Source organism: Streptomyces sp. NPDC090021, assembly GCF_044748225.1.
In the GTDB taxonomy this organism is placed as follows: Bacteria; Actinomycetota; Actinomycetes; order Streptomycetales; family Streptomycetaceae; genus Streptomyces.
Genome location: NZ_JBIVFO010000005.1, coordinates 120990 through 144797 on the forward strand (window position 1 = coordinate 120990; position 23808 = coordinate 144797).

Here is a 23808-nt window from a genome sequence, read left to right on the forward strand (position 1 = left end):
TCAGGAGTCGAGCATCCGGTCGAACTGCGTGGTCGTGTGGCGCAGGTGGGCGACCAGCTCGTCGCCGACCTTCGGCTCGGGCGCGTCGGCCGGCACGAACAGGATGGACACCTGCATGTGCGGCGGCTCGGCGAACCAGCGCTGCTTGCCCGCCCACACGAACGGCGACAGGTTCCTGTTGACGGTGGCGAGGCCCGCCCGGGCGACACCCTTGGCGCGCGGCATCACACCGTGCAGCGCCTTCGGGGCCTCCAGACCGACACCGTGCGAGGTACCCCCGGCGACCACGACCAGCCAGCCGTCCGAGGCGGCCTTCTGCTGGCGGTAGCCGAACCGGTCCCCCTTGGTCACGCGGGTGACGTCGAGGACCGATCCGCGGTACTCGGTCGCCTCGTGGTCGCCCAGCCACAGCCGGGTACCGATGCGGGCCCGGAAGCGGGTCTGGGGGAACTGCTGCTGGAGCCGTGCCAGCTCCTCGGCCCGCAGGTGGCTGACGAACATGGTGTGCAGCGGCAGCCGGGCCGCGCGCAGCCGGTCCATCCAGCCGATGACCTCCTCCACAGCGTCCGAGCCGTCCGGGCGGTCCAGGGGCAGGTGCAGGGCGAAGCCCTCCAGCCGTACGTCCTCGATCGCGCCGTGCAGCTGGCCCAGGTCCTGCTCGGAGATGCCGTGGCGGCGCATCGAGCTCATGCACTCGATGACCACGCGGGCGCCGACCAGGCTCCGGACGCCCTCCAGCGAGGACACCGAACGGATGACCCGGTCCGGCAGCGGCACCGGCTCCTCACCCCGGCGGAACGGGGTGAGGACCAGCAGGTCGCCGCCGAACCAGTCCTTGATGCTGGCGGCCTCGTACGTCGTGCCGACCGCGAGCACGTCGGCGCCCATCCGGGTCGCCTCCTCGCACAGCCGCTCGTGGCCGAAGCCGTAGCCGTTGCCCTTGCAGACCGGGATCATCCCGGGGAACTGGTCCTGGACCTGCTTCTGGTGCGCACGCCAGCGCGCGGTGTCGACGTAGAGCGTGAGCGCCATGCCCGTCCGGAACCTCTCCGATGAAGCTGCGCGGTGCAGCGGGACTGTGTGGGGAAAGCGGGTGGATCTGGTCAGCGACGCGACATGTAGATGTCGAGCGCCTTGTGCAGCACCTTGTTCAGCGGGAAGTCCCACTCGCCGACGTACTCCACGGCTTCGCCGCCGGTACCGACCTTGAACTGGATCAAACCGAACAGGTGGTCGTTCTCGTCCAGCGTGTCAGAGATTCCGCGCAGGTCGTAGACGCTCGCACCCAGTGCGTACGCGTCGCGCAGCATCCGCCACTGCATCGCGTTCGAGGGCCGGACCTCACGCTTGTGGTTGGCGGAGGCGCCGTACGAGTACCAGACGTGCTGGCCGACGGTGAGCATCGTGGCGGCGGCCAGCGGCTCCCCCTCGTGCGTGGCGATGTACAGGCGCATCCGGTTGGGGTCCTCGGAGTTGAGGGCCGTCCACTGGCGCTGGAAGTAGCTGAGGGGGCGCGGGCGGAACTTGTCGCGCTCGGCCGTGATCTCGTAGAGGTGCTGCCAGGTGGGCAGGTCGTCGTAGCCGCCCTGGACGACCTCGACGCCGGCCTTCTCCGCCTTCTTGATGTTGCGGCGCCAGAGCTGGTTGAAGCCCTTGAGGACGTCGTCCAGCGAGCGGTTGGCGAGCGGTACCTGGAAGACGTAGCGAGGCTGGACGTCGCCGAAGCCGGCGCCGCCGTCCTCGGCCTGCTGCCAGCCCATACGGCGCAGCTTGTCGGACACCTCGAAGGCGCGCGGCTCGATGACCGAGGCTTCCACGTCGCGCAGGCGCTTGACGTTCGGGTCCTGGATGCCGGCCTTGATCGCCGCCGAGTTCCAGCGGCGGATGACGACGGGCGGACCCATCTTCACCGTGAAGGCGCCCTGCTGCTTGAGGTGGGCCAGCATCGGCTGGAGCCACTCCTCCAGGTTCGGGGCGTACCAGTTGATGACGGGGCCCTCGGGAAGGTACGCGAGGTAGCGCTTCACCTTGGGCAGCTGCCGGTACAGCACGAGGGCGGCTCCGACGAGTTCGTCGGACTCGTTGAACCAACCGAGGTTCTCGGAACGCCACTCGTTCTTCACGTCGGCCCACGCCGGGACCTGGCAGTGGCTCGCCGAGGGCAGGCTCTGGAGGTATCCCAGATGCTGCTCTCGGCTGATGGTCCTCAGGGACAGGCTCATGCGGGGCGTCTCCTCGGCGGCTTCGCTGGCTATGGCGCGAAGCCTACTGCGACAGGGGCGCCACCCTTCTGGGGGACGGGCCGTGGGCCTGGGCCGGAGTCCGGCCGGCGCCCTGCCGAGGAGGTGCCGCGGGCAGCGGGATCAGCCCCCGAAGAGGCCGCCGTGGAACATGCCGAGGTAGAAGCCGATGGCAGATGCACCAAGGCCGATGATCAGCACGAAGCGCTCGCGTGTCGTGACGGAGACGAACTGTCCGTACGCGCCGGTCAGGATTCCGATCAGCCCGGCCCACGAGCTGATCAGGTGCAGGTTGTGGAAGAAGGCCGTGACGAACGCCACGACGCCGAGGGTCAGAGTGACCGCCATCAGGGTGTCCTGCAGCGGATGGGGCTTTCCGTCGGTGGAGAGCAGGGAGATCTGAGGGGGCCGCATTGCCTGTGCCATCGGAAGGCACCTCCTGGCTGAAGCTGGCGGTGCTGCGGGCTTCCTCCGGCAGGGGGCCGGGGGCATAGCACCGAGCACACCCGATGGATACAGATTGTGGCCCTCTCCTGCCGGATTTCAACCGGAAGGACGCGAGCGGGTAGTCTGTACAGCTGCGCGGTGTCTGCTCTGTGGACGCCGTGCTCACGCATCACGACCCTCCTGCCACGGAACGACCGTGGCCGCTGAGTCCAAAGGAGGTGGGTTCCACATGCGTCACTACGAAGTGATGGTCATCCTCGACCCCGATCTCGAGGAGCGCGCTGTCTCCCCGCTGATCGAGAACTTCCTCTCCGTCGTCCGTGAGGGCAACGGAAAGGTCGAGAAGGTCGACACCTGGGGCCGTCGTCGTCTCGCTTACGAGATCAAGAAGAAGCCCGAGGGCATCTACTCGGTCATCGACCTCCAGGCCGAGCCTGCGGTCGTCAAGGAGCTTGACCGACAGATGAACCTGAACGAGTCGGTTCTCCGGACCAAGGTCCTTCGCCCCGAGACCCACTGAACTTCGGTTCAGCGGTAATCGGGATCGAGTAGCACAGCAGCCCAGCAGCAATCCCCGCCGAGAGGTTCATCCATGGCAGGCGAGACCGTCATCACGGTCGTCGGCAATCTCGTCGACGACCCCGAGCTGCGCTTCACCCCCTCGGGTGCGGCGGTCGCGAAGTTCCGCGTCGCGTCCACCCCCCGCACCTTCGACCGTCAGACCAATGAGTGGAAGGACGGCGAGAGCCTGTTCCTGACCTGCTCGGTGTGGCGGCAGGCGGCGGAGAACGTCGCCGAGTCCCTCCAGCGAGGCATGCGCGTCATCGTGCAGGGCCGGCTGAGGCAGCGGTCGTACGAGGACCGTGAGGGTGTCAAGCGCACGGTCTACGAGCTGGACGTCGAGGAAGTCGGCCCCAGCCTGAAGAACGCCACGGCCAAGGTCGCCAAGACCACCGGTCGCGGTGGTCAGGGTGGATACGGCGGCGGCGGTCAGCAGCAGGGTGGCGGCGGCTGGGGCGGAGCCCCCAGCGGCGGCCAGCAGGGCGGCGGAGCTCCCTCCGACGACCCGTGGGCGTCCAGCGCGCCGGCCGGTGGCCAGCAGCAGGGCGGCGGCGGGGGCGGCTGGGGCGGAAGCTCCGGCGGCTCCGGCGGTGGCTACTCGGACGAGCCGCCCTTCTAGGGCAGCTCCATCCACACTTCTTGATCACACAGGAGAGACACAATGGCGAAGCCGCCTGTGCGCAAGCCTAAGAAGAAGGTCTGCGCGTTCTGCAAGGACAAGACCGCGTACGTGGACTACAAGGACACGAACATGCTGCGGAAGTTCATTTCCGACCGCGGCAAGATCCGTGCCCGCCGCGTCACCGGCAACTGCACGCAGCACCAGCGTGACGTCGCCACGGCCGTGAAGAACAGCCGTGAGATGGCGCTGCTGCCCTACACGTCCACCGCGCGATAAGGAAAGGGTGACCGACCAATGAAGATCATCCTTACCCACGAGGTTTCTGGCCTCGGTGCCGCCGGCGATGTCGTCGACGTCAAGGACGGTTACGCTCGCAACTACCTGGTCCCGCGTGGTTTCGCGATCCGCTGGACCAAGGGTGGCGAGAAGGACGTGGCGCAGATCCGCCGCGCCCGCAAGATCCACGAGATCGCGACCATCGAGCAGGCCAACGAGGTCAAGGCCAAGCTCGAGGGCGTGAAGGTCCGTCTGGCCACCCGCGCGGGTGACGCCGGTCGTCTCTTCGGCTCCGTGACCCCGGCCGACATCGCCACGGCGATCGAGGCTTCCGGTGGCCCGAAGGTCGACAAGCGCCGCGTCGAGCTGGGCTCCCCGATCAAGACCCTCGGTTCGTACCAGGTCTCCGTGCGTCTGCACAGCGACGTGGCCGCGAACGTGGGCATCGAGGTCGTCGCCGCCTAAGGGCTGCACGTGAAGGGCCGCACCCCGACGGGGTGCGGCCCTTCACCGTTTCATGGAGCTCCTCCGCGCCGTGCCGCGGTCCGGTGTTTCACGTGAAACATGACCACGGCCTGGCGTTGTTTCACGTGAAACACCTACCGCGTGGCGCCTGCGATCGCCCATCGGCCGGAGCGTGCCCGCAGCTGCAGGGTGACCATCCGTACCAGCATCATCAGGGTCATGGCCCACCAGAGCGTCGTCAGACCGCCACCCAGTGCCGGGACGAGCAGCGCGACCGGTGTGAAGACGGCAAGCGTCACGAGCATGGCCCTGGCCAGGTAGGGCCCGTCCCCTGCGCCCATGAGGACTCCGTCCAGCACGAAGACGATGCCGGACACGGGCTGGGAGAGGGCCACGACCAGCAGGGCGGGCAGCAGCGCGTTCTCGACCGCAGGGTCGCTGGTGAACAGCGGAATGAAGACGGGGCGGGCCAGGACCACCAGCAGTCCGAGCACGACGCCCGTGGCGATGCCCCACTGCACCATCCGGCGGCAGACGGCCTTCGCACCCTCCGTGTCGCCCGCTCCCAGATAGCGGCCGATGATCGCCTGACCGGCGATCGCGATGGCGTCGAGTGCGAAGGCGAGCAGGCTCCACAGGGAGAGCAGGATCTGGTGGGCCGCGACGTCGGCGTCGCCGAGCCGGGCGGCCACCGCGGTCGCGATCATCAGGATGGCGCGCAACGACAGGGTGCGGACCAGGAGCGGAGCCCCGGCCTGGGCGCAGGCGCGGATGCCGTCGGTGTCCGGACGCAGGGAGGCTCCGTGCCGACGGGCTCCCCGTACGACCACGACGAGGTAGGCGGCCGCCATGGCGCACTGGGCGAGGACGGTGCCCCAGGCGGAGCCGGCGATACCGAGGCCCGCTCCGTAGACGAGCGCGACGTTCAGTCCTGCGTTGAGGGTGAAGCCGCCGATGGCGACATAGAGGGGTGTGCGGGTGTCCTGGAGGCCGCGGATGACGCCCGTCGCCGCCAGGACCACCAGCATCGCCGGGATCCCGAGGGCGGAGATACGCAGATAGGTGATCGCGTGCGGGGCGACGCTGTCCGAGGCGCCGAGGAGGGAGATCAGAGAGGGAGCGGCGGGCAGGACCACGGCGATGACGGCCACGCCGAGCAGGAGGGCCAGCCAGATGCCGTCCATGCCTTGCCGGATGGCTGCCTGCAGGTCTCCGGCACCGACCCGGCGGGAAACGGCGGCCGTGGTGGCGTAGGCGAGGAAGACGAAGACGCTCACGGCAGTGGTGAGCAGGGCGGCGGCGATGCCGAGGCCGGCCAGCTGGGGGGTGCCGAGGTGTCCCACGATGGCGCTGTCGGCCATCACGAAGAGGGGCTCGGCGACGAGGGCTCCGAAGGCGGGAACCGCGAGTGCGAGGATCTCTCGGTCGTGCCGTCTCGGCCCCGCCGTGGGTGCTGCGAGGGCCTGGGTCATGCGCCCAATCTAATCTTCCACAGGTAATGGACGCAACCTCGAATGGATCCTTACTGATGCGCTGACTCGGGCGTTCGCCCCGCCCCGTTGGAGGCGTTCTCGGGAGCGTTACGAAGAAATTTCCCCCACACTCTCCGTGGAAGATGAAATCCCAGGTCAGATGGGGTAGACGGGTGCCCCGGGTGATTTTGTCCACAGCGCCGTCCCCCGGTCCGTGCACAGCTTCGGGGGAGTTACCCACAGCATTGGCGCCGTCGTCCACATCTCATCCACAGGCCCTGTGGATAACAAGATTGGCTGACGCCGCTCGCGGCCCTACCGTGGTGCGTTGCCCGACTCGCCGACAGCCGATTCGGGTGCCCCGAATGTCAGAGCCGTGTCGTAGAAAGAGCCGCACGGCGAGGTCCGCTTTGCGGACGGGAGGAGGCGGCCCGGTGAGCATGCCCGAGCCCATGGACGACCCCTGGGCCGACAGCGGTCCGAGCGACCGTCTGCCCGCCCGTCCGCGCCGTAACAGCGAAGGCCGGGGCCGCGGTGACGAGCAGCACGACCGGGGCCGCGAGGGCGGCTCCTGGGACGGCGGCGGTGGCGGCTTCGAGCGCGTCCCCCCGCAGGACCTCGACGCCGAGCAGTCGGTGCTGGGCGGCATGCTCCTCTCCAAGGACGCCATCGCCGACGTGGTCGAGGTCATCAAGGGCCACGACTTCTACCGGCCCTCGCACGAGACGATCTACCAGGCCATCCTCGACCTCTACGCCAAGGGCGAGCCGGCCGACCCGATCACCGTCGGCGCCGAACTGACCCGTCGCGGCGAGATCAGCAAGGTCGGCGGGGCCTCCTACCTGCACACGCTGGTCCAGTCCGTGCCGACGGCGGCGAACGCCGAGTACTACGCGGAGATCGTCCACGAGCGGGCCGTCCTGCGCCGCCTCGTCGCCGCCGGTACGAAGATCACGCAGATGGGATACGCCGCCGACGGCGACGTCGACGAGATCGTCAACAGCGCCCAGGCCGAGATCTACGCCGTCACCGAGCAGCGGACCTCCGAGGACTACCTGCCGCTCGGCGACATCATGGAAGGCGCCCTCGACGAGATCGAGGCCATCGGCTCGCGCAGCGGGCAGATGTCGGGCGTGCCCACCGGCTTCACCGACCTGGACTCGCTGACCAACGGCCTGCACCCGGGCCAGATGATCGTCATCGCCGCCCGCCCGGCCATGGGCAAGTCCACGCTCGCGCTGGACTTCGCCCGGGCCTGCTCCATCAAGAGCAACCTGCCCAGCGTGATCTTCTCCCTCGAAATGGGGCGCAACGAGATCGCCATGCGCCTCCTGTCGGCCGAGGCCCGGGTGGCGCTGCACCACATGCGTTCGGGCACGATGACCGACGACGACTGGACCCGGCTCGCCCGCCGGATGCCGGACGTCTCCGCCGCCCCCCTCTACATCGACGACTCCCCCAACCTGTCGATGATGGAGATCCGGGCCAAGTGCCGTCGGCTCAAGCAGCGCAACGACCTCTCGCTCGTGGTCATCGACTACCTCCAGCTGATGCAGTCGGGTGGCTCGCGCCGACCCGAGAGCCGTCAGCAGGAGGTCTCGGACATGTCCCGAAACCTGAAGCTGCTGGCGAAGGAGCTGGAGGTCCCGGTGATCGCGCTCTCCCAGCTGAACCGTGGTCCGGAGCAGCGGACCGACAAGAAGCCGATGGTCTCCGACCTGCGTGAGTCGGGCTCCATCGAGCAGGACGCCGACATGGTGATCCTGCTGCACCGCGAGGACGCCTACGAGAAGGAGTCGCCCCGCGCCGGTGAGGCCGACCTGATCGTGGCCAAGCACCGTAACGGCCCCACCGCGACGATCACGGTCGCCTTCCAGGGCCACTACTCGCGCTTCGTGGACATGGCCAACACGTAGCATCCGATCTTGTAGGGGTGAACCGTTCCGGGTTTGATCGAGACTCTAGGTCGTGACTGTGACCTGGGGTTTCGTGGTTTCGCGGTAGTAGTTGGCTTCGTATTCGACCGGCGGGATGTGCCCTATCTCACCGTGGAGTCGGCGGTGGCAGTACCAGTCGACCCACTCGGCGGTGGCGAGCTCGACCTGGGAGAGCGTCTTCCAGGGCCGGCCGGGTTTGATCAGCTCGGTCTTGAACAGGCCGATCGCGGACTCCATCAAAGCGTTGTCGTAGGCGTCGCCGACCGAGCCGATCGATGCCGCGATCCCTGCCCGGTCCAGGTGCTCGGCCAGCGCGAACGATGTGTACTGCGACCCGGCGTCCGAGTGATGTATCAACTCGCCGTGCCCGTGTGGGAATCCGTCCCGGTCGCGCTGCCACAGGGCCATTTCCAGGGCGTCCAGGACGAGCCTTCTCCTTGGTGGTGGCGGCGGACCAGCCGACGATCCGGCGGGAGAAGGTGTCCATGACGAATGCGACGTAGACGATCCCGGACCAGGTTTTCACGTAGGTGAAGTCCGCGACCCAGCAGCGGTTCGGCGCCGACGCGACGAAGTCGCGGTCGACCAGATCCGGTGCCCGCTCGACGGAGTCGTCCGGAACCGTAGTGATCACTCTCTTGCCCCGGACGGCGCCGGCGATACCGAGTTCGCGCATGAGGCGTTCGACAGTGCATCGGGCAACCGTGTGGCCCTGGCGGTTCAGCTCGTGCCAGACCTTGCGGGCCCCGTAGACACTGAAGTTGGTCTCATAGACCTCGGTGATCAGCTCCTTGAGGAAGGCGTCCCGCACCCGCCGGGCCGAGGGTGTGACCTCGCGCTTCTTCGCCGCGTAATACGTGGAGGGGGCAATCTTGCAGTCGTACTCGGTGAGCGTCCTGCAGATCGGCTCGACGCCGCCGAAGCGACCCTTGAACTCGTCGACGAACGTTACGAGTGCGTGTGTGGCCGGTCGAGCTTGGCCGCGAAGAAAGACGCCGCCGCCTTCAGGATGTCGTTCGCCCGGCGGAGTTCGGCGTTCTCCTTCTTCAGCCGCTTCAGTTCCGCCGACTCCTCGCTCGTCACACCGGGCCGGTTGCCGGAGTCGACCTGGTCCTGCCGGACCCACTTGCGCAGCGTCTCGGTCGTCCCGATCCCAAGCTTGGCGGCGACGGCCTTCATCGCCGACCACTCGGTGTCGTAGTCCGGACGCACCTCGGCGACCATACGGACCGCTCGTTTGCGCAGCTCAAGGGGGTAAGGGGAAGGACGTGCCATGACTCGATCCTCTCAAATGATCGAGTCTCTATCGAACCCGGAACGGTTCAGATCAACCGGATCGAGCGAGAGCTCGGCGGGCCGCTGCTGGCCAGAGCCGAACGAGGCCGGCCCATGACGCTGACCCCCTTGGGCAGGAGAGTGCTCAGAGCTATTCGAACGTCTCAAGATGGTGCAGCGTCATGAGATCCGGAGTTCATTCCGGGTCGGAAAGGCGATGAAAGGCTCCGTCGAACTCTCCCGACGCAAGCAGCTCGGCGATCACGCCCACCATGCCTTGGATGCCAGGGACGCGAACGATAAGCCCGTCCGAGCACCAGAAGCACCGGCCACCTGCTGCTTCTCCGGTCCACTCCCACCTCCTCATCAGCCGGTCCACCTCGGCGAGGGTGAAGACCGTCGCACTCCAGCGAGAGCCATCGGGGAGGTGAACCTCGACATCCACATTGCAGACCTCATCGAGCACCTCGTCGGGGCCCGGGAGGAACAGTGCCTCGAACCCTTCGGCGAGGACACGGTAATAGGGGCCGTCCCACCTGGCGCCGGTCTGCAGATTGCTCGTCGTGGTGTTCACAGCAGGAGCATCCCAATACTCCAAGTGACTATCCACAGGAATTGGACACCGCAGCGGCTGGCGCGCAGACCGCCGCCATCATGGGCTCGTGAAGACGTGGATGCGCTGCTACTGGGACGAGGAAGATATCTGGTTCTACTTTGAGGTCGACGCCGAAGGTTGGGTGATCCGGCAGGTCGAACTCGAGGGGCCTGAGCTGACCCCGATCGCAGCTGCCTCCCTCGCCGAGTGGCAGCGGGCCTACGATGCAGGCCGCCTCGATGAGTACGACAGCAGGTTCGGGATCACAGCCGAGCTGCCCGTCTCGGAATGGGAAGGCCACGACCCCGAACAACTCACCTCCGAGGAGTTCGAGGAAGTCTGGGGGTCTGCCCGTCGCCAGATCGCATCCCGGCCCAGCTGACCTCTCGGCCCCGCGGAGGCTTCTTGGCATCATCGCGGCATGACCCCGACCCTTCCCCGCACCGTCCGAGCCGTCGACACCGCTCAGCTCCTGGACCTGGCCCAAGAGGCCGCCATGCATGGCTTCAGCCAGCGGCTCCCGGTCGACTGGCTCCGAGAACACCTCGCCGCAGAGGCGACGCACTACCTGTTCCCGACACTCGTGCAGCGACTCACGCACCGTCCCGAGGTGCCGCTGCAGTGGAGGTGCCAGCAGCTACTGACCGTCAGCACCGGCGAACAGGTCTGGGGTCTCCTCGACGTCCTTCCCGACACCTTCGACAAGATCCCAGAGACCTTGGACACGGCCTACAAGAAGGACATCGTCAACCGCATCGAGCAAGCAGTGAAGGTGCGTGAGTGGATGGAACGGACGGCCGCCGATGCAGGGTGATGAGGATCTGTGAAATCGGCCAGTGCTGTTCTTCGCCCCCCTGCTTGATTGCCGGAGGCAACGATGGCCGGGGTCGCCCGTGCTGTGTCGGGTGCTGGTGCCGGCCCTCGCCCGGAATCAGCGTCGTGAAATCATCCAGCGATGACTGAACCGAGCAGCGACGACGGCCGCACTTTCCGGCGCGAGACCGAGCGGGTCGTCAACGAGATCGCCCAAGGGCTCCGCACGTTGGACGCTGGGGTGAGCTGGTTCTCCGACCTCGCCCCGACACGCCAGCAGATGGTTCTTCAGGGAGTCGCTGGCTATGCGATGCAGGCGCACATTACAACTGCCGACGGCCGTGCGGGGGTGGCGCGGTCTGGGGTGAAGCCCACGGCTAACCCCTCGGTCATGATCTGCATGGACCCGCCCCGCTACGGGTTCGCGGGCCTGCCCTCCACCGAACACGTCAAGGCGTTCCGCGTCCTCGTTTCCGTGTTCGCCGTTGGTGACACTCGCCGCCGCGAGAGGTACTGCAAAGGCGCCTGCGGACATGCATGGCACAACCTGCCGGCGGTGACCGAGCATCCATAGCATCGGCCGTTCCAGCTCGGGCTGGGCTGGTTATCGAGCGGCCCCTCCTGAGTGACATCCGTCCGCAGGTCCACGCGCTGCGGGTGGGGAGAAGTGTGAGCAGGCCTGAGGTCCGGGGCAGCCGACTGACGGTCTGAGGAAATGACACCGCTCTGAGACAGCCGCCTGCCGACACGTCGTGAGACTGGAGGGGAACGTCCAGGTCATAGCGTCGGTGCATGACACCGAAAGTGAGAACCTACAGATCATGGATGAGCTTGCCGAGGACCGTGAACTGCTCCCCGCCACCCGACGTGCGCTGAGGCACCGGATCGCCGTCGCCCAGAGCACGGGACGGGCCCCGTCGGTCGTGGCTGCCGTACTGCGCGGCGGGGAGGTGGTCTGGGAGGGTTCCCGGACCTCCGTCGAGGGGCACGGCCCGGACGGGAACGTCCAGTACCGGATCGGGTCGATCAGCAAGACCTTCACCGCCGTCCTCGTCATGCGCCTGCGTGACGAAGGGCTGCTGAGGCTCGACGATCCGCTGGAGAAGCACCTCCCGGGGACCGCCGCCGGCCACGTGACCATCGCCCAACTGCTGTCCCACACCGGCGGGCTGGCGGCGGAGACCCCCGGCGAGTGGTGGGAGCGCACCCCCGGCTCGCAGCGGCCCGAACTCGCCGACGTGCTGGGCGAGGCGCCCTTCAAGCTCGCCCCGGGCAGCAGGCACCACTACTCCAACCCCGGTTACACCCTGCTGGGCTCACTGGTGGAGGCGTTGCGCGGCAGGCACTGGGGAGAGGTCCTGCGGGCCGAGGTGCTGGAGCCCCTCGGCCTGGAGCGTACGAGCGGACTGCCGCAGGCGCCGCACGCCGAGGGCTGGGCGGTGCACCCGTGGGCCGATGTGATGATGCCCGAACCGCTGGAGGACCTGGGGCTGATGGCCGCGGCCGGTCAGCTGTGGTCCACGACCCGGGACCTCGCACGGTTCGCCGCCTTCCTGCTGCGCGGTGACGAGCGGGTCCTGAGTGCGGAGTCCGTACGGGAGATGCGCCGGTCGGCGGCGCCCCCGGAGCCCGGCCTCGCCGACCTTGGCTACGGGCTGGGGATGCAGTTGACGGCCCAGGGCGCGCGCAGGCTCGCGGGCCACAGCGGTTCGCTGCCCGGGTTCGTCGCGGGGCTGTGGATGAGCGAGGCGGACGACGTGGCCGCGGTGGTGCTGGCCAACTGCACGTCGGGGGTGCCGGCCTCGGCCGTGGCGGTCGATCTCGTCGGGATCGTGGCGGACGCGGAGCCCCCGTTCCCCCGTCCGTGGCGTCCCTTCACGGCTGCGGATCAGGTGCCCCTCGAACTGTGCGGCCCCTGGTACTGGGGGACTTCGGCCCACGTGGTGCGGCTGCTCGCGGACGGTTCCCTGGAACTGGGCCCGGTCGCGGGGGCGGGGCGTACCGCCCGGTTCCGGTCCGAGCCGGACGGCAGCTGGACCGGGCTGTCCGGGTACTACGCCGGTGAGACGCTGCGGGCGGTCCGCCGGGAGGACGGCTCGGTGAGCCACCTCGATCTGGCCTCGTTCGTGTTCACGAGGGAGCCGTACGACGCCGCTGCCCCGGTGCCGGGCGGCGTCGACCCGCAGGGCTGGCGCGGGATCGGCTGAGGGCCCCGGAAGCGCTTCTCAGACGACGAGTTCACGCTCCAGCGGAGTACGGAAGCGCGGCGTGACACGGGCGTCGCCCACCCAGGCGGCGAGGCGTGCGGCCTCGGCGGCGATGGCCTCCTCGGCGGTGCGGCCGGGGTCGCCGAGCAGCCGCCAGACGATCTCGCCGTCCGGGCGCTGGGCCCAGCCGCCGACGATCTCGCCGTTCCACCACACGGTGGGTCCGATGTTGCCCGCGTAGTCGAAAAGGGCGGGCCTGTGGGCGGCATCGAGGTGGAAGCTCCGGTCGGCCCAGCCCATGCCGGCGGGATCGAGCGCGGGCAGCAGCGCAGCCCAGGGCTCGGGAGCCGGTTCGGGTGCGGTGTCCCCGGGGCTGACCAGGGCGGTACTGCCGTCTTCGAGGCGCACCTGGTCGGGGCCGACGGCGGCGAGGGCCTTGCGGACGTCGGTGAGGGTCCAGCCCGTCCACCACTTGAGGTCGGCCTCGGTGGCCGGGCCGTACGCGTCCAGCCAGCGACGGGCGATCTCCGCGCGGGCCTGGCCCGCCGGTACGGCGGGCCAGGGTGCGGTGTGGACCCACCGGAACTGGCTGGAGGTCCACGATCCGCGCGGCCGGTCGCGGCGGATCCTGCCGTCGGCGGCCAGCAACCGGATGACCCGCGTGGCGACCCCCTGCTCCGTCTCGTACGTCTTGCCGCGGCTGATGGTGATCTTCCGGCGCAGAGCGGGCACGGCTGCGGAGAGCTGACTGCCGGTGAGGGGACCGCTGGTGTCCAGGGCGTCCAGAGCGGCGGCCTCCGCCGCGGCCAGCCATGAGGCGTCGAGTCCCTGCCCGTCCTCGGCGAGGTGCTTGAGGAGGGTGCGGCGCTCCTTGACGGCGATGGCGCGGGCGGTCGACGCGTCGACGTACGGGGCGAGGTGCGTCGACACCGCGAAGAGGGTGTTGCGCATGCTGAGCAGGCGCACGAGGCGGACGTCCTCGTAGAGCGCGTGCTCGACCGCTCCGGGACCGCCCTCGGCCAGCCGGGCCCGGGCGGAGAGGAAGACGGTCGAGGCGTCGGTGGCGTGCAGGGCGACGACGGAGTCCGCAGTCTCCGCGACCGTCGCGGCGTGGGCCGACGGGGCCAGGCGGTGGCGTCGGCCGAGGCGGTTGCGGCGCTCGGTGGTGTCGAGGAGGGGGAGACGGGCGCTCATCCTCCCGATCGTAGGCCGGGCCACCGACACTGCGGTGCGGCCCGGCCCACGATTTTGCCGGTCAGAGCTGGAGCTTGAACCCGACGTGCGAGGCGGTGAACCCGAGCCGTTCGTAGAAACGGTGAGCGTCGGTCCGGGTCACGTCCGACGTGAGCTGGACGAGTGCGCAGTTCTCGGCACGGGACTTCTCGATCGCCCACTCGATGAACCGGGTGCCCAGTCCGCTGCCGCGCTCGTCCGCGTGGACGCGGACGCCTTCGACGATGGCGCGGGTGGCTCCCTTGCGGGAGAGGCCGGGGACGATCGTCAGCTGGAGGGTGCCCACGACACGGTCGGCCCGTACGGCGACGACCACATGCTGGTTCGGGTCGCCGGTGAGACGTTCCAGGGCCGCGCGGTACGGGGTGAGGTCGTCCGGGGACTCGCGGGTCGCGCCCAGCGGGTCATCGGCCAGCATGGCGACGATGGCGGGCAGGTCGGCCTCGGTGGCCGGCCGGATCACCAACGCAGGAGAGTCGGTCATGACGGGGGAGTCCCTTCTCAGCCCGCGGCCACGGTCAGCGGCGCCCAGCGGCGGGTCCAGTCACCTGGCAGGTCGGACATGTCCCGTGTCATCACGGCGTTGAAGGCGACGGACTCCAGGCCGCGCTCCTTGAGCCACGCGAGCAGTTCCTCGTGCCGTACGTCGACATCGGTGCGCAGCACACGGTCCGTGCCCCTGGCGAGAGCGGCGACCAAGGACATGGCGGTGCCGGTGTCCCGGGCGATCAGGGGGCCGATGACATGGGTGTGCATGTTGGGCCAGGCCGCCGCGTATCCCGTGAGCGTGCCCTCCCCGGCCTGGTCCTCGGCGACGAGCAGCTGGTCGGCGAAGGCGGGCAGCCGCGTGATCATGTGCGTACGGTCGGCGCCGAAGACGTCGGCGTCCAGGCGCAGGATGCGCGGCAGGTCCCCTGCGACCGCCCGTCGGACCCGGGAGGTGCCGTGCGCCCCGGAGGCGTCCTCCTGGAAGGCCCCCACCAGCATTTCGGCGCGTCCGGTGGTCTTGAACCCGAGTTCCTCGTAGAGCGGGCGCCCATAAGGAGTGGCGTGCAGGGTGAGCGGAACGCCCTTGAGTACGTCGTTGCAGATGTGGGTCATCAGAGTGCGTCCGAGCCCCTGGCGTGCGTAGCGGCCGGCCACGAGGACCATGCCGATGGCGGCGAGTCCAGGGCCTGCGGAGGTGCCGTAGCGGGTGACGACGCAGGCGGCGGCGAGGCCCCGGCCGTCCGGCGCATCGATGCCGAAGCCGTCTCCGGCGGCGAGCAGCAGTCCCCACTTGTGGTCCTCGCGGAGCCAGCCACGATCTTCGGACAGGTCGGCACAGTGGTGGAGATCGTCCACGGTCAGCGCCCGGATCGGCAGATCGGTGATGTGTGGTGGTGTCACCGGCCCAGACTGGATCATGGGCCGGGAGTCGTCCAGAGGATTTGGGCCGATGTTTCACGTGAAACATCGGCCGCGCGTGCGGCAGCGCTGGGGCGGTGTTTCACGTGAAACACGGTGTTTCACGTGAAACCGAGCCACTAGCCTCGACCGTTATGACGCGCCTGCACCTCTTCGACCTCGACGGCACACTGATGTACGGCTCGGCGGCTCCGGTGGAGATCTCCCGCCAGCTCGGGGTGAGTGCCGAGATCGCCGCGCTGGAGCGGTCCTTCGCCGCGCGGGAGATCGGGCCGCACCAGTTCTCGGTGGCGGTCCACGCGCTGTGGGCCGAGCTGACGCCGGAGCACGTCCGGGCGGCGTTCGACGGGGCTCCCTGGCTCGCGGGCATCCGGGACGTCTGGCAGGAGATCCGCCGACGCGGGGAGTACTGCGCGGTGGTCTCCCTGTCCCCGTCCTTCTTCGTGGAACTGCTGCTGGAGTGGGGCGCTCATGCCGCCCACGGTTCGGTCTTCCCCGAGGTGCCCTTCACCCGGCCCGTGGAGGAGGCCGGGATCCTGACCCCCGAGGGCAAGGTCATGGTGGCCGACCGGCTGTGCGGGCAGTTCGGTGTGACCCGGGGCGACTGCGTGGCGTACGGGGATTCGGGGACGGACGTCCACCTCTTCGAGGCGGTGCCCGTCTCGGTGGCGGTCAACGCGCGACCGCATCTGGCCGCGCGCGCGACCCATGTCTACGAGGGGCGGGATCTGCGGGAGGTATACCAGCTCGTGGCCGTGGCACGCCCGGAAGTTGAGGCATCTTAGGAGGAAAGTGGGTTCGAATCGCGGATTTTCCGCGTTTCCCCGCAGGCCTCTGGGGCGGCTGGCACGCTGTGAAACCGGGAACCACGGATTCATGTCCGTGGCGTGTGCAGACCGACCGAGATGCTCGAAGCGAGGCACCGCATGGACGCTCCGCCCACCAGATCGGCCAGACGCGAAGCGGCCCGGATACCTTCCGAGGGCGATGCCGCCGAGCCCTCACCGGATGCCGTACTCATCCGCCGGACCCTCGCGGAGATCGCCCCGGTCGCCGACAAGGTGACCTCGTACTTCTACGCTCTTGTCTTCACCGGGCACCCGGAAGTGCGGGGCATGTTCCCGGCGGCCATGGACGCACAGCGCGACCGCCTGCTCAAGGCGCTCCTGACCGCCGCCGAGCACATCGACAATCCCGACGTGCTCGCCCCCTACCTCTGCCGACTGGGCACCGGACACCGCAAGTACGGCACCATGGCCTACCACTATCCCGTGATCGGCGAGGCCCTCGTGGGGGCGCTGGCCCGGTTCGCGACGCAGAGCTGGGGGCCGGAGACCGAGGCCGCGTGGGTGAGGGCGTACACCGCGATCTCCCAGATCATGATCGACGCGGCGGCGGAGGACGAGGCGAAGGCTCCCGCGTGGTGGCACGCGGAGGTGGTCTCCCACGACCTGCGGACCCCGGACATCGCCGTGCTGACCGTCCGCCCCGACCAGCCCTACGCCTTCCTGGCAGGCCAGTACACGAGCCTGGAGACCCCGTGGTGGCCACGGGTGTGGCGGCACTACTCCTTCGCCTCGGCCCCCCGCGCCGACGGGCTGCTCACCTTCCACGTCAAGGCCGTCCCCGCGGGCTGGGTCTCCAACGCGCTGGTGCGCCACGCCCGCCCCGGGGACGTGCTGCGTCTGGGACCGCCGGCCGGGTCGATGGTGGTGGACCACAGCACGGACAACGGGATGCTGTGTCTGGGCGGGGGCACCGGTATCGCCCCGATCAAGGCGCTGATCGAGGACGTGGCCGGACACGGGGAGCGGCGCCCGGTGGAGGTGTTCTTCGGGGCGCGCAGTGACAGCGACCTGTACGACAAGGACACGCTGCTGGGGCTGCAGCGTTCGCACCCGTGGCTGTCGGTCCGGCCGGTGGTCGGAAACGGGCTGGCCGGGCAGCTGCCGCACGCCATGGGTGAGCACGGGCCGTGGAGCTCGTACGACGCGTTCATCTCGGGCCCGCCGGCGATGATCCGCAGCGGCGTCGATGAACTCCTGCGTATCGGCATTCCTGGAGAACGGATACGGCACGACGCCGTCGAGGAACTTGCGGGCATCGCCGGATGAGACCGGCGGGCACGGCCGGTCCGGGACCGGCGGCGGCCCACCGGCCCCGCCATGGGCTCAGCCCAGGTCGGGCGCGTGCATGGCGCGCACGCCTTCGATGTTCCCGTCCAGGTAGTGCCGTAGGGACAGCGGGACGAGATGGACCGCGGCGATGCCCACTCGGCTGAAGGGCACCCGGACGATCTCGTACTCGCCCTCGGGCTCGTCGACCTCGGGGCCGTGCCGGAGGCCCGGGTCCATCGACTCGAGGCGGCAGACGAAGAAGTGCTGCACCTTCACGCCGGTCACCCCGCCGCCGGCGATGTGCTCGACGGTGTCGACGAAGCAGGGCACGACATCGGTGATCTTCGCGCCGAGCTCTTCGTGGACCTCTCGGTGGAGGGCGTCGACGACGGTGGCGTCCGAGGGCTCCACTCCCCCGCCGGGGGTGAGCCAGTACGGGTCGACGCCGGGCTTGGTGCGTTTGATGAGGATCAGGTCGTCACCGTCGAGCAGGATCGCGCGGGCGGTGCGTTTGACCACGGGACGTTCGGTCATGGGAGAAGAGTGGCCCACCGCTCCGCTTCTGAAACGCGCCAGGGGCCGGAATCAGGGGGCTCACCAGTGCACGGCGGCGTCCAGGAGCCGTTCGCGGGCCCGGGCGAGGTGAGCGAGGGAGAGGCTCCCCGTCCGCAGGACCAGGAACCAGGTGCGCAGCGGTGGTACGGCAGGCTCCGCCACGGCCGCGATCCGGCCGCTGTCGAGGGCGTCCTGGCACAGGTAGCGGGGCAGTACGGCGAGCCCCGCGCCCGCGAGGACGCATTCCAGTACGGCGCGCAGATCGGGTACCACCACGGTGGCGGTCAGGGACCTCGCGTCCGGCAGGGTGTCGAAGACGGCGCTCCAGTACCGGGTGACGAGCGGCAGGGTCTCGTGGACCTCGACCAGCGGGATGCCCTCCAGCGCCCCCGGACCGTCGTCCCGCAGCCGGTCGGTGTCGACGAGGGCGGCCCAGTAGGGTGCGGCGACCAGGACGTGCTCCTCGTCGCACAGGGCGGTGGCGGTGAAGGGGCCGCCGCGGGGGCGGGCGGTGGTGACAACGAGGTCGTGGTGGCCGGCGGCGAGCCCGTCGAGAACGGTCCCGGCATCGCCCTGCAGGGTCGCGCGGAGGGTGTGGCCCTGGCCGACCAGTGGTGCGAGGGCGGGGAGCACCCGCAGGGACAGGAACTCGGGCGGTCCGGCGACGTGGAGGGACCGCAGCCCGCCCGCGTGCTCCCGCTCCGCCTCGGTGATCCGGAGCAGGGCGTCGAGGTGCGGGGCGGCCTTGTGGGCGAGCTCGTCGCCGACGGCGGTGGGCGTGACACCGCGGGCCCGGCGGTGGAAGAGCGGCCGGCCCAACTGGCGTTCCAGCGTCCGGATCTGCGAGGTCACGGCGGGCTGGGACAGCCCGAGGAGAGCGGCGGCACGCGTGAACGAGCCCGCCCGGTGAACGGTCACGAAGGTGCGCAGCAGGGCCAGATCCATCGCGACACCTCTCGGTGGGGGCCTACAACTATAAATATGCAGATAGGCCCCTGTCGCTACCGTGATTGGACTCTGACGCAGAGTCAACTAGCCTTGTCGCGTGGTTCTTCGCGCGCGGAACCCGGGGCGGTCCGAGCCACTAGGGGGGAGGCTCGGACCGCCCTTTCACCCCGTGTTCAGCCGTCCTGACCGGCCGGGTCGAGGGCTCGGTCGAGGGCCCGCAGGACATCCGCCACCAGGTCCTCGGTGTCCTCGGCCCCGGCGGAGAAGCGGATGAAGCCCTCGGGCACGGCGTCTCCGCCCCACCGCCCGCGCCGCTCGGCGGTGGACCGCACGCCGCCGAAGCTCGTGGCGTCCTCGACCAGGTGCAGGGCGGCCATGAAGCGCTGTGCGTGGGCCCGGTCGGGCAGGGTGAAGGAGACCACCGAGCCGAAGCCCCGCATCTGACGGGCGGCCGTCTTGTGGGAGGAGTCGGTGGTCAGCCCCGGGTAGCGGACGCCGCTCACCTCACGGCGCTCGCCCAGCGCCTCCGCGACGGCCAGGGCGTTGGTCCACTGGCGCTGCGCGCGTAGCTGGATCGTCGCCAGCGAACGGTGGGCCAGCCAGGCCTCCATGGGACCGGGGATCGCACCGACGATCTTGCGCCATCCCCGGACGCGGGCCGCGTGTTCCGGGTCGCGGCACACGACGTATCCGAGCAGCAGGTCGCCGTGACCGGTGAGGCCCTTGGTGCCGCTGGCCACGGAGAAGTCCGCCCCGAGCTCCAGGGGCCGCTGTCCGAGCGGGGTGGCGAGGGTGTTGTCGACGGCTACCAGGGTCCCGCCGGCGTGCGCGGCCTCCGCGAGGCGTGGTACGTCGCACACGTCCAGCCCGGGATTGGACGGGGTCTCGATCCACAGCAGCCGGGCACCGTCGAGGACCCGCAGCTGGGCGTCCCCTCCGGTGGGCGCGGAGCGCACGTGGATCCCGTACGCCTCCAACTGCTCCCGCAGCAGGGGCAGCGCCTGATAGCCGTCGTCGGGCAGGACGACGGTGTCGCCGGTGCGCGCCTGGGAGAGGAGGACGGCGGAGACCGCCGCCATGCCGGAGGCGAAGACGATGGTGTGCACGTCCTGGCCGGGGGCCTCCAGCTCTCCGATCGCCCGCTCCAGCAGGGTCCACGTCGGATTGGTGTCGCGGCCGTAGGCGTACGGCCCCTCGACGTCTCCGGGGAGGTGGAAGTGGGCGGCGAAGACCGGCCCGGGCAGCGGCGGTTCGTTCTTGACGGCCTCGGGCAGACCGGCGCGCACGGCTCGGGTGCCGTCGCCGATCGACTCACCGGGTCCTTCGGGGGCGTACTCGTTCACGCGGTGTGCTCCTTCGTCGCCTCGCGTACGGCGTCCAGCAGACCCGGGGTGGCTGTCTCGACCAGCTCCAGGCATTCCTCGAACCCCTCCAGCGACCCGTAGTAGGGGTCCGGTACGTCGTCCTGCCCGGCCGCGGCCGCCGGATCGTAGGACCGCAGCAGCCGGACCTTGGCGGCGTCCTGCGCGGTGGGCGCGAGTGCCCGCAGGTCCCGCAGGTGTCCGGAGTCGAGCGCGATGACCAGGTCCAGGCGGGAGAACCAGGAGGCACGGAACTGCCGGGCCCGGTGCTCCTGTGCGTAGCCGGCGGCCTCCAGGACGGAGACGGTGCGCGGGTCGGCCCCGTCGCCCTCGTGCCAGCCACCGGTTCCGGCACTGTCCACCGCGACGAGGGCGTCGAGTCCGGCCCGTTCCACATGGGCGCGGAAGACGGACTCGGCCATGGGGGAGCGGCATATGTTGCCCGTGCAGACGAAGCAGACGCGGTACATGTGCGGCCGCGCTCAGTCGTTGTCGGGCAGGACCATGTTCAGGGCCCAGGAGACGATGGAGATGATCAGGCCGCCGATCAGTGCCGACCAGAAGTTGTCCACATGGAAGCTGAGGTCGAACTGGTCGGCCAGCCACGAGGTCAGCATCAGCATCAGCGCGTTCACGACGAGCGTGAACAGGCCGAGGGTGAGGATGAACAGCGGCAGCGAGAGCAGCTTCACCACGGGCTTGACGATGAGGTTGACCAGGCCGAAGAGCAGGGCGACCAGGATCAGGGTCAGCGTCCGGCGGCCCATCGTACTGCCGTCGTCCAGGGTGATGCCGGCGACCAGCCAGATGGCGACGGCCAGGGCGGCCGCGTTGGCGAGCGTCTTGACTACGAAATTCGTCATGTGTCTGATCGTGGCAGAGAAGATCCCGGTGGGACATCCGCAGACCAGCGGATGTGAGGGAACGATCGAGGCAAGGGGCACAACGAGGATGAAAGCCTTCCGGCTTGACGAGCTCGAAGCGGAACGGGCTGCCAACGACGGCGCCTATCTGCAGTTCCTGCGTGAGCGGAACATGTCCGTCGGGCTGTACGCGCTCGACGCCGGGCAGACCGATCCGCAGCGGCCGCACGGTCAGGACGAGGTGTACTTCGTCGTCAGCGGAAGGGCCTCGATCACGGTCGGGGAGGAGACCACCACCGTGGCGCGCGGCAGCGTCGTCTACGTTCCGGCGGGCGTCCCGCACAAGTTCCACCACATCACCGAGGACCTGAAGGTGATGGTGGTGTTCTCCCCGCCGGAGGGCTGAGCCCGCCCTGGGATGAGGGTCGCGCCCCTGATCCCCCTAAGGGGCGGATCAGGGGACTGCGGGGGCTCGCGGGCCCCGATCCGAGTCCGCGGACTCCTAGCATCGAGAGCAGGAAGTCACGGACGGGAAGACCAGGAAGAGGTCGAGGACATGAACGGGATCCGAGAGATATTCGCAGGCATGCCCTGGTGGGTGAAGTGGGTCGCCGTTCCGCTGCTGGCCCTGTTCGTCTTCGGCGGAGTCATCACGAGCGTCCTGGGCGCACTGATCTCGTTCGCCTTCAAGCTGCTCCTCTTCGTCGGCCTCGTCGGCGGTCTGATCTTCGTCGTGAAGAAGTTCGGCGGCGGGCGTTCGAAGTCCTCCTCCGGCGAGTGGTAGGCGGCCCTGGGGGCGGCTCCCCCGTTAACCCAGCTGAGGGAACGTGACGCCCCAAACCCCTCACGGCCCCGGAATCGGTGGATAGAGTCGCGAACTGTGCCGATCCCTGGGCACCGAAAGCCGCCATCACCGCCTGACCTGTGGTGATGGCGACGAACCGCCGAGCGCGACCCCCAGGACCCGGTATGCGCGGGGGCGGCCCCCGCAGGGCGGGCCACCCCTGAAGGCCCGCAGCCACGCCTGGGGGTGAGCTTTGTCTCCGGTCCACAATGCCGGTGTGCCGACACTGATCGGTTCGGTGCAGAGGGCGCTGAGGCTGCTCGAAGCCGCGGGATCCCACAGCGGGGGAGCCCCGGCGAAGCAGCTGGCGCGTGAGGCCGGGCTCCCGCTCCCCACCGCCTACCACCTGTTGCGCACCCTGACGCACGAGGGCTACCTGCGCAGACAGAGCGGAGTCTTCGTACTCGGTGAAGCGGCCGGGAGGCTGGCCGTCGGAGGGCTCCAGCAGAAACGTCGCAGCATGATCCTCGATTCGCTCGCGCACTTCCGCGACGCGGTTGGGGCGCCCGTCTACTTCGCGGTCTACCGCGAGGGTGAAATCGAGGTCGTGGGGGTCTCGGACACCCCGGGCAGTCCGGCGTGCGAGGAGTGGGCCGACTTCCGGGAGACCGGATTCGCGCACGCCATCGGGCAGTGTCTGCTCGGCCAGCTCGACGAGAGCGCACGCAAGGACTATTACGACCGCCATCCGGTAGAGGCCATCACCCCCTATACGGTGCGCGATCTGCGCTCCCTGGAGAACCGGATCGGGGCCCTCGGGCGAATGCAGCCTGTAATCGAGAGGCAGGAATATGCCCTCGGCACGGTCTGCGCCGCCATCCCCATCACGGCCGGGGATACGGCGGCGACCATGGCCATTTCTTTGCCCCTGCACCAGGAAGATCGATTGCTGTATGTAGTCGATCGGCTACGGAGTGAAGTAGGCGCGCTGTTGAGTACCCTCTCCTTCTCTATCAGTATCTGAAAACTCACTCCTTGTGATCCGCAAGCGCTTCCACCACTCTTGTCAAGAGGGCCCTGGGGGATCATTCCTGGCCACTTCCACTACAGCGGGGTAGGCAATGCGCGAGTCGGTACAGGCAGAGGTCATGATGAGTTTCCTCGTTTCCGAGGAGCTCTCGTTCCGGATCCCGGTGGAACTCCGGTACGACGCCCGTGATCCCTACGCAGTCCGCCTGACCTTCCACCTTCCCGGAGACGCGCCCGTGACCTGGGCGTTCGGCCGGGAGCTGCTCCTCGACGGCATCAACAAGCCGTGCGGTGACGGCGATGTGCACATCGCTCCCACCAGCCCCGAGGAGCTGTCCGACGTCCACATCCGGCTCCAGGTCGGCGGCGACCGGGCCCTGTTCCGGGCCGGCGCGGCACCGCTCGTCGCGTTCCTCGACCGCACCGACCGGATCGTCCCGCTCGGACAGGAGCGGAACACCGGGGACTTCGAGGAACACCTGGACGAGGCGCTCGGCAGGATCCTGGCCGAGTCGAAGCACAACGAGCAGAACGCTGGCTGAACAGCCCCCAGCCCCCCAGCCCCCCAGCCCTCCAGCGCTCAGCCCATCAGCGCGCAGCC

The 23808-nt window shown here is 69.1% G+C and carries 28 protein-coding genes and 1 pseudogene; 15 read left to right on the plus strand and 14 right to left on the minus strand.

All coding sequences use genetic code 11. The annotated features are described in order from the left end of the window. The 3 genes from ACIPXC_RS05295 to ACIPXC_RS05305 form a co-directional block, all read right to left on the minus strand. Positions 1 to 1032, minus strand: a complete 1032-nt coding sequence (locus tag ACIPXC_RS05295) for an alanine racemase (RefSeq protein ID WP_401613712.1) — start codon at positions 1030 to 1032, stop codon at positions 1 to 3. A 71-nt stretch (positions 1033 to 1103) separates the two neighbouring features. Next, positions 1104 to 2222: a peptidoglycan bridge formation glycyltransferase FemA/FemB family protein gene (locus ACIPXC_RS05300; protein WP_030956809.1), complete on the minus strand. Its 1119-nt coding sequence runs from the start codon at positions 2220 to 2222 to the stop codon at positions 1104 to 1106. A 141-nt stretch (positions 2223 to 2363) separates the two neighbouring features. Continuing rightward, on the minus strand, positions 2364 to 2666 hold the full coding sequence (locus ACIPXC_RS05305; protein WP_401613714.1) for a hypothetical protein: 303 nt from the start codon (positions 2664 to 2666) through the stop codon (positions 2364 to 2366). A 250-nt stretch (positions 2667 to 2916) separates the two neighbouring features. Between ACIPXC_RS05305 and rpsF the strand changes: the two genes are divergently transcribed. The 4 genes from rpsF to rplI all read left to right on the plus strand — a co-directional run bounded on the left by rpsF (position 2917) and on the right by rplI (position 4611). Then, positions 2917 to 3207, plus strand: a complete 291-nt coding sequence (gene rpsF / locus ACIPXC_RS05310) for a 30S ribosomal protein S6 (protein WP_004950685.1) — start codon at positions 2917 to 2919, stop codon at positions 3205 to 3207. Positions 3208 to 3279: 72 nt separating this feature from the next. Beyond that, complete coding sequence (locus ACIPXC_RS05315) at positions 3280 to 3867, plus strand: single-stranded DNA-binding protein (protein WP_386453265.1); 588 nt, start codon at positions 3280 to 3282, stop codon at positions 3865 to 3867. A gap of 42 nt (positions 3868 to 3909) precedes the next feature. After that, positions 3910 to 4146 (plus strand): 30S ribosomal protein S18, encoded by a 237-nt coding sequence (rpsR, locus tag ACIPXC_RS05320; protein ID WP_005315025.1) that lies wholly within the window; start codon positions 3910 to 3912, stop codon positions 4144 to 4146. An 18-nt stretch (positions 4147 to 4164) separates the two neighbouring features. Beyond that, positions 4165 to 4611, plus strand: a complete 447-nt coding sequence (gene rplI / locus ACIPXC_RS05325; protein WP_030956813.1) for a 50S ribosomal protein L9 — start codon at positions 4165 to 4167, stop codon at positions 4609 to 4611. A gap of 134 nt (positions 4612 to 4745) precedes the next feature. On the opposite strand, the gene ACIPXC_RS05330 is transcribed toward rplI, so the two are convergent. Continuing rightward, positions 4746 to 6083, minus strand: coding sequence for an MATE family efflux transporter (locus tag ACIPXC_RS05330; protein ID WP_401613716.1), 1338 nt, complete (start codon positions 6081 to 6083; stop codon positions 4746 to 4748). Between the two features lie 452 nt (positions 6084 to 6535). On the opposite strand from ACIPXC_RS05330, the gene dnaB reads away from it, so the two are divergent. Next, positions 6536 to 7999 (plus strand): replicative DNA helicase, encoded by a 1464-nt coding sequence (dnaB, locus tag ACIPXC_RS05335; RefSeq protein WP_030647415.1) that lies wholly within the window; start codon positions 6536 to 6538, stop codon positions 7997 to 7999. A 45-nt stretch (positions 8000 to 8044) separates the two neighbouring features. On the opposite strand, the pseudogene ACIPXC_RS05340 reads toward dnaB, so the two are convergent. Both ACIPXC_RS05340 and ACIPXC_RS05345 read right to left on the minus strand, forming a co-directional pair. Beyond that, a pseudogene (locus ACIPXC_RS05340) lies at positions 8045 to 9295 on the minus strand (IS3 family transposase). Positions 9296 to 9491: 196 nt separating this feature from the next. Then, the gene (locus ACIPXC_RS05345; protein WP_401613718.1) at positions 9492 to 9869 is read right to left on the minus strand and encodes a hypothetical protein; all 378 of its coding nucleotides are present in this window, start codon (positions 9867 to 9869) and stop codon (positions 9492 to 9494) included. 100 nt (positions 9870 to 9969) lie between these two features. Between ACIPXC_RS05345 and ACIPXC_RS05350 the strand changes: the two genes are divergently transcribed. The 4 genes from ACIPXC_RS05350 to ACIPXC_RS05365 all read left to right on the plus strand — a co-directional run bounded on the left by ACIPXC_RS05350 (position 9970) and on the right by ACIPXC_RS05365 (position 12910). Beyond that, complete coding sequence (locus ACIPXC_RS05350; protein ID WP_401613874.1) at positions 9970 to 10272, plus strand: hypothetical protein; 303 nt, start codon at positions 9970 to 9972, stop codon at positions 10270 to 10272. Between the two features lie 39 nt (positions 10273 to 10311). After that, positions 10312 to 10704, plus strand: coding sequence for a hypothetical protein (locus tag ACIPXC_RS05355; RefSeq protein WP_401613720.1), 393 nt, complete (start codon positions 10312 to 10314; stop codon positions 10702 to 10704). Between the two features lie 141 nt (positions 10705 to 10845). Then, positions 10846 to 11277, plus strand: a complete 432-nt coding sequence (locus ACIPXC_RS05360; RefSeq protein ID WP_401613722.1) for a DUF5958 family protein — start codon at positions 10846 to 10848, stop codon at positions 11275 to 11277. A 247-nt stretch (positions 11278 to 11524) separates the two neighbouring features. Next, on the plus strand, positions 11525 to 12910 hold the full coding sequence (locus ACIPXC_RS05365) for a serine hydrolase domain-containing protein (protein WP_401613724.1): 1386 nt from the start codon (positions 11525 to 11527) through the stop codon (positions 12908 to 12910). Positions 12911 to 12928: 18 nt separating this feature from the next. Here the strand turns inward: ACIPXC_RS05365 and ACIPXC_RS05370 are convergent, their stop codons facing one another. From ACIPXC_RS05370 to ACIPXC_RS05380, 3 genes are all read right to left on the minus strand, one after another. After that, a complete protein-coding gene (locus ACIPXC_RS05370; RefSeq protein ID WP_401613726.1) occupies positions 12929 to 14104 on the minus strand; it encodes a winged helix DNA-binding domain-containing protein in 1176 nt (391 codons plus the stop codon). Between the two features lie 61 nt (positions 14105 to 14165). Beyond that, positions 14166 to 14627 carry a GNAT family N-acetyltransferase gene (locus tag ACIPXC_RS05375; RefSeq protein ID WP_401613728.1) on the minus strand — a complete coding sequence of 154 codons (462 nt, stop codon included), beginning with the start codon at positions 14625 to 14627 and terminating at the stop codon, positions 14166 to 14168. 17 nt (positions 14628 to 14644) lie between these two features. Next, positions 14645 to 15532 (minus strand): GNAT family N-acetyltransferase, encoded by an 888-nt coding sequence (locus ACIPXC_RS05380; protein WP_401613730.1) that lies wholly within the window; start codon positions 15530 to 15532, stop codon positions 14645 to 14647. 152 nt (positions 15533 to 15684) lie between these two features. Here ACIPXC_RS05380 and ACIPXC_RS05385 point away from each other — a divergent pair, with 152 nt between their 5' ends. Both ACIPXC_RS05385 and ACIPXC_RS05390 read left to right on the plus strand, forming a co-directional pair. Then, positions 15685 to 16335 (plus strand): HAD family hydrolase, encoded by a 651-nt coding sequence (locus ACIPXC_RS05385; RefSeq protein ID WP_401613734.1) that lies wholly within the window; start codon positions 15685 to 15687, stop codon positions 16333 to 16335. 120 nt (positions 16336 to 16455) lie between these two features. Continuing rightward, entirely contained in the window at positions 16456 to 17664 is a 1209-nt protein-coding gene (locus ACIPXC_RS05390; protein WP_401613736.1) for a globin domain-containing protein, read from the plus strand. A gap of 57 nt (positions 17665 to 17721) precedes the next feature. On the opposite strand, the gene ACIPXC_RS05395 is transcribed toward ACIPXC_RS05390, so the two are convergent. The 5 genes from ACIPXC_RS05395 to ACIPXC_RS05415 all read right to left on the minus strand — a co-directional run bounded on the left by ACIPXC_RS05395 (position 17722) and on the right by ACIPXC_RS05415 (position 21394). Then, positions 17722 to 18201, minus strand: coding sequence for an NUDIX domain-containing protein (locus ACIPXC_RS05395; protein ID WP_401613738.1), 480 nt, complete (start codon positions 18199 to 18201; stop codon positions 17722 to 17724). A gap of 60 nt (positions 18202 to 18261) precedes the next feature. Further along, positions 18262 to 19167, minus strand: a complete 906-nt coding sequence (locus tag ACIPXC_RS05400) for a LysR family transcriptional regulator (protein WP_401613740.1) — start codon at positions 19165 to 19167, stop codon at positions 18262 to 18264. Positions 19168 to 19343: 176 nt separating this feature from the next. Further along, positions 19344 to 20513 carry a cystathionine gamma-lyase gene (locus tag ACIPXC_RS05405; protein ID WP_401613742.1) on the minus strand — a complete coding sequence of 390 codons (1170 nt, stop codon included), beginning with the start codon at positions 20511 to 20513 and terminating at the stop codon, positions 19344 to 19346. After that, positions 20510 to 21001 carry a low molecular weight protein-tyrosine-phosphatase gene (locus ACIPXC_RS05410; RefSeq protein ID WP_401613744.1) on the minus strand — a complete coding sequence of 164 codons (492 nt, stop codon included), beginning with the start codon at positions 20999 to 21001 and terminating at the stop codon, positions 20510 to 20512. The genes ACIPXC_RS05405 and ACIPXC_RS05410 overlap by 4 nt, the downstream gene beginning before the upstream one ends. A gap of 12 nt (positions 21002 to 21013) precedes the next feature. After that, positions 21014 to 21394 (minus strand): phage holin family protein, encoded by a 381-nt coding sequence (locus tag ACIPXC_RS05415; RefSeq protein ID WP_386453288.1) that lies wholly within the window; start codon positions 21392 to 21394, stop codon positions 21014 to 21016. Between the two features lie 88 nt (positions 21395 to 21482). Here ACIPXC_RS05415 and ACIPXC_RS05420 point away from each other — a divergent pair, with 88 nt between their 5' ends. From ACIPXC_RS05420 to ACIPXC_RS05435, 4 genes are all read left to right on the plus strand, one after another. Continuing rightward, positions 21483 to 21800, plus strand: a complete 318-nt coding sequence (locus ACIPXC_RS05420) for a cupin domain-containing protein (RefSeq protein ID WP_030956841.1) — start codon at positions 21483 to 21485, stop codon at positions 21798 to 21800. Positions 21801 to 21950: 150 nt separating this feature from the next. Then, positions 21951 to 22178: a DUF5326 family protein gene (locus ACIPXC_RS05425; RefSeq protein WP_401613747.1), complete on the plus strand. Its 228-nt coding sequence runs from the start codon at positions 21951 to 21953 to the stop codon at positions 22176 to 22178. Positions 22179 to 22464: 286 nt separating this feature from the next. Beyond that, a complete protein-coding gene (locus ACIPXC_RS05430) occupies positions 22465 to 23202 on the plus strand; it encodes an IclR family transcriptional regulator (protein WP_401613876.1) in 738 nt (245 codons plus the stop codon). Between the two features lie 97 nt (positions 23203 to 23299). Then, positions 23300 to 23749: an SsgA family sporulation/cell division regulator gene (locus ACIPXC_RS05435; protein ID WP_030956844.1), complete on the plus strand. Its 450-nt coding sequence runs from the start codon at positions 23300 to 23302 to the stop codon at positions 23747 to 23749. The last annotated feature ends 59 nt before the right edge of the window (positions 23750 to 23808 follow it).

Excerpts from the sequence above, each read along its gene's own strand:
- ACIPXC_RS05295 (WP_401613712.1), bottom strand. The coding sequence starts at position 1,032 with ATGGCGCTCACGCTCTACGTCGACACCGCGCGCTGGCGTGCGCACCAG.
- ACIPXC_RS05300 (WP_030956809.1), bottom strand. The coding sequence starts at position 2,222 with ATGAGCCTGTCCCTGAGGACCATCAGCCGAGAGCAGCATCTGGGATAC.
- ACIPXC_RS05305 (WP_401613714.1), bottom strand. The coding sequence starts at position 2,666 with ATGGCACAGGCAATGCGGCCCCCTCAGATCTCCCTGCTCTCCACCGAC.
- rpsF (WP_004950685.1), top strand. The coding sequence starts at position 2,917 with ATGCGTCACTACGAAGTGATGGTCATCCTCGACCCCGATCTCGAGGAG.
- ACIPXC_RS05315 (WP_386453265.1), top strand. The coding sequence starts at position 3,280 with ATGGCAGGCGAGACCGTCATCACGGTCGTCGGCAATCTCGTCGACGAC.
- rpsR (WP_005315025.1), top strand. The coding sequence starts at position 3,910 with ATGGCGAAGCCGCCTGTGCGCAAGCCTAAGAAGAAGGTCTGCGCGTTC.
- rplI (WP_030956813.1), top strand. The coding sequence starts at position 4,165 with ATGAAGATCATCCTTACCCACGAGGTTTCTGGCCTCGGTGCCGCCGGC.
- ACIPXC_RS05330 (WP_401613716.1), bottom strand. The coding sequence starts at position 6,083 with ATGACCCAGGCCCTCGCAGCACCCACGGCGGGGCCGAGACGGCACGAC.
- dnaB (WP_030647415.1), top strand. The coding sequence starts at position 6,536 with ATGGACGACCCCTGGGCCGACAGCGGTCCGAGCGACCGTCTGCCCGCC.
- ACIPXC_RS05350 (WP_401613874.1), top strand. The coding sequence starts at position 9,970 with ATGCGCTGCTACTGGGACGAGGAAGATATCTGGTTCTACTTTGAGGTC.
- ACIPXC_RS05355 (WP_401613720.1), top strand. The coding sequence starts at position 10,312 with ATGACCCCGACCCTTCCCCGCACCGTCCGAGCCGTCGACACCGCTCAG.
- ACIPXC_RS05360 (WP_401613722.1), top strand. The coding sequence starts at position 10,846 with ATGACTGAACCGAGCAGCGACGACGGCCGCACTTTCCGGCGCGAGACC.
- ACIPXC_RS05365 (WP_401613724.1), top strand. The coding sequence starts at position 11,525 with ATGGATGAGCTTGCCGAGGACCGTGAACTGCTCCCCGCCACCCGACGT.
- ACIPXC_RS05370 (WP_401613726.1), bottom strand. The coding sequence starts at position 14,104 with ATGAGCGCCCGTCTCCCCCTCCTCGACACCACCGAGCGCCGCAACCGC.
- ACIPXC_RS05375 (WP_401613728.1), bottom strand. The coding sequence starts at position 14,627 with ATGACCGACTCTCCTGCGTTGGTGATCCGGCCGGCCACCGAGGCCGAC.
- ACIPXC_RS05385 (WP_401613734.1), top strand. The coding sequence starts at position 15,685 with ATGACGCGCCTGCACCTCTTCGACCTCGACGGCACACTGATGTACGGC.
- ACIPXC_RS05390 (WP_401613736.1), top strand. The coding sequence starts at position 16,456 with ATGCTCGAAGCGAGGCACCGCATGGACGCTCCGCCCACCAGATCGGCC.
- ACIPXC_RS05395 (WP_401613738.1), bottom strand. The coding sequence starts at position 18,201 with ATGACCGAACGTCCCGTGGTCAAACGCACCGCCCGCGCGATCCTGCTC.
- ACIPXC_RS05400 (WP_401613740.1), bottom strand. The coding sequence starts at position 19,167 with ATGGATCTGGCCCTGCTGCGCACCTTCGTGACCGTTCACCGGGCGGGC.
- ACIPXC_RS05410 (WP_401613744.1), bottom strand. The coding sequence starts at position 21,001 with ATGTACCGCGTCTGCTTCGTCTGCACGGGCAACATATGCCGCTCCCCC.
- ACIPXC_RS05415 (WP_386453288.1), bottom strand. The coding sequence starts at position 21,394 with ATGACGAATTTCGTAGTCAAGACGCTCGCCAACGCGGCCGCCCTGGCC.
- ACIPXC_RS05420 (WP_030956841.1), top strand. The coding sequence starts at position 21,483 with ATGAAAGCCTTCCGGCTTGACGAGCTCGAAGCGGAACGGGCTGCCAAC.
- ACIPXC_RS05425 (WP_401613747.1), top strand. The coding sequence starts at position 21,951 with ATGAACGGGATCCGAGAGATATTCGCAGGCATGCCCTGGTGGGTGAAG.
- ACIPXC_RS05435 (WP_030956844.1), top strand. The coding sequence starts at position 23,300 with ATGCGCGAGTCGGTACAGGCAGAGGTCATGATGAGTTTCCTCGTTTCC.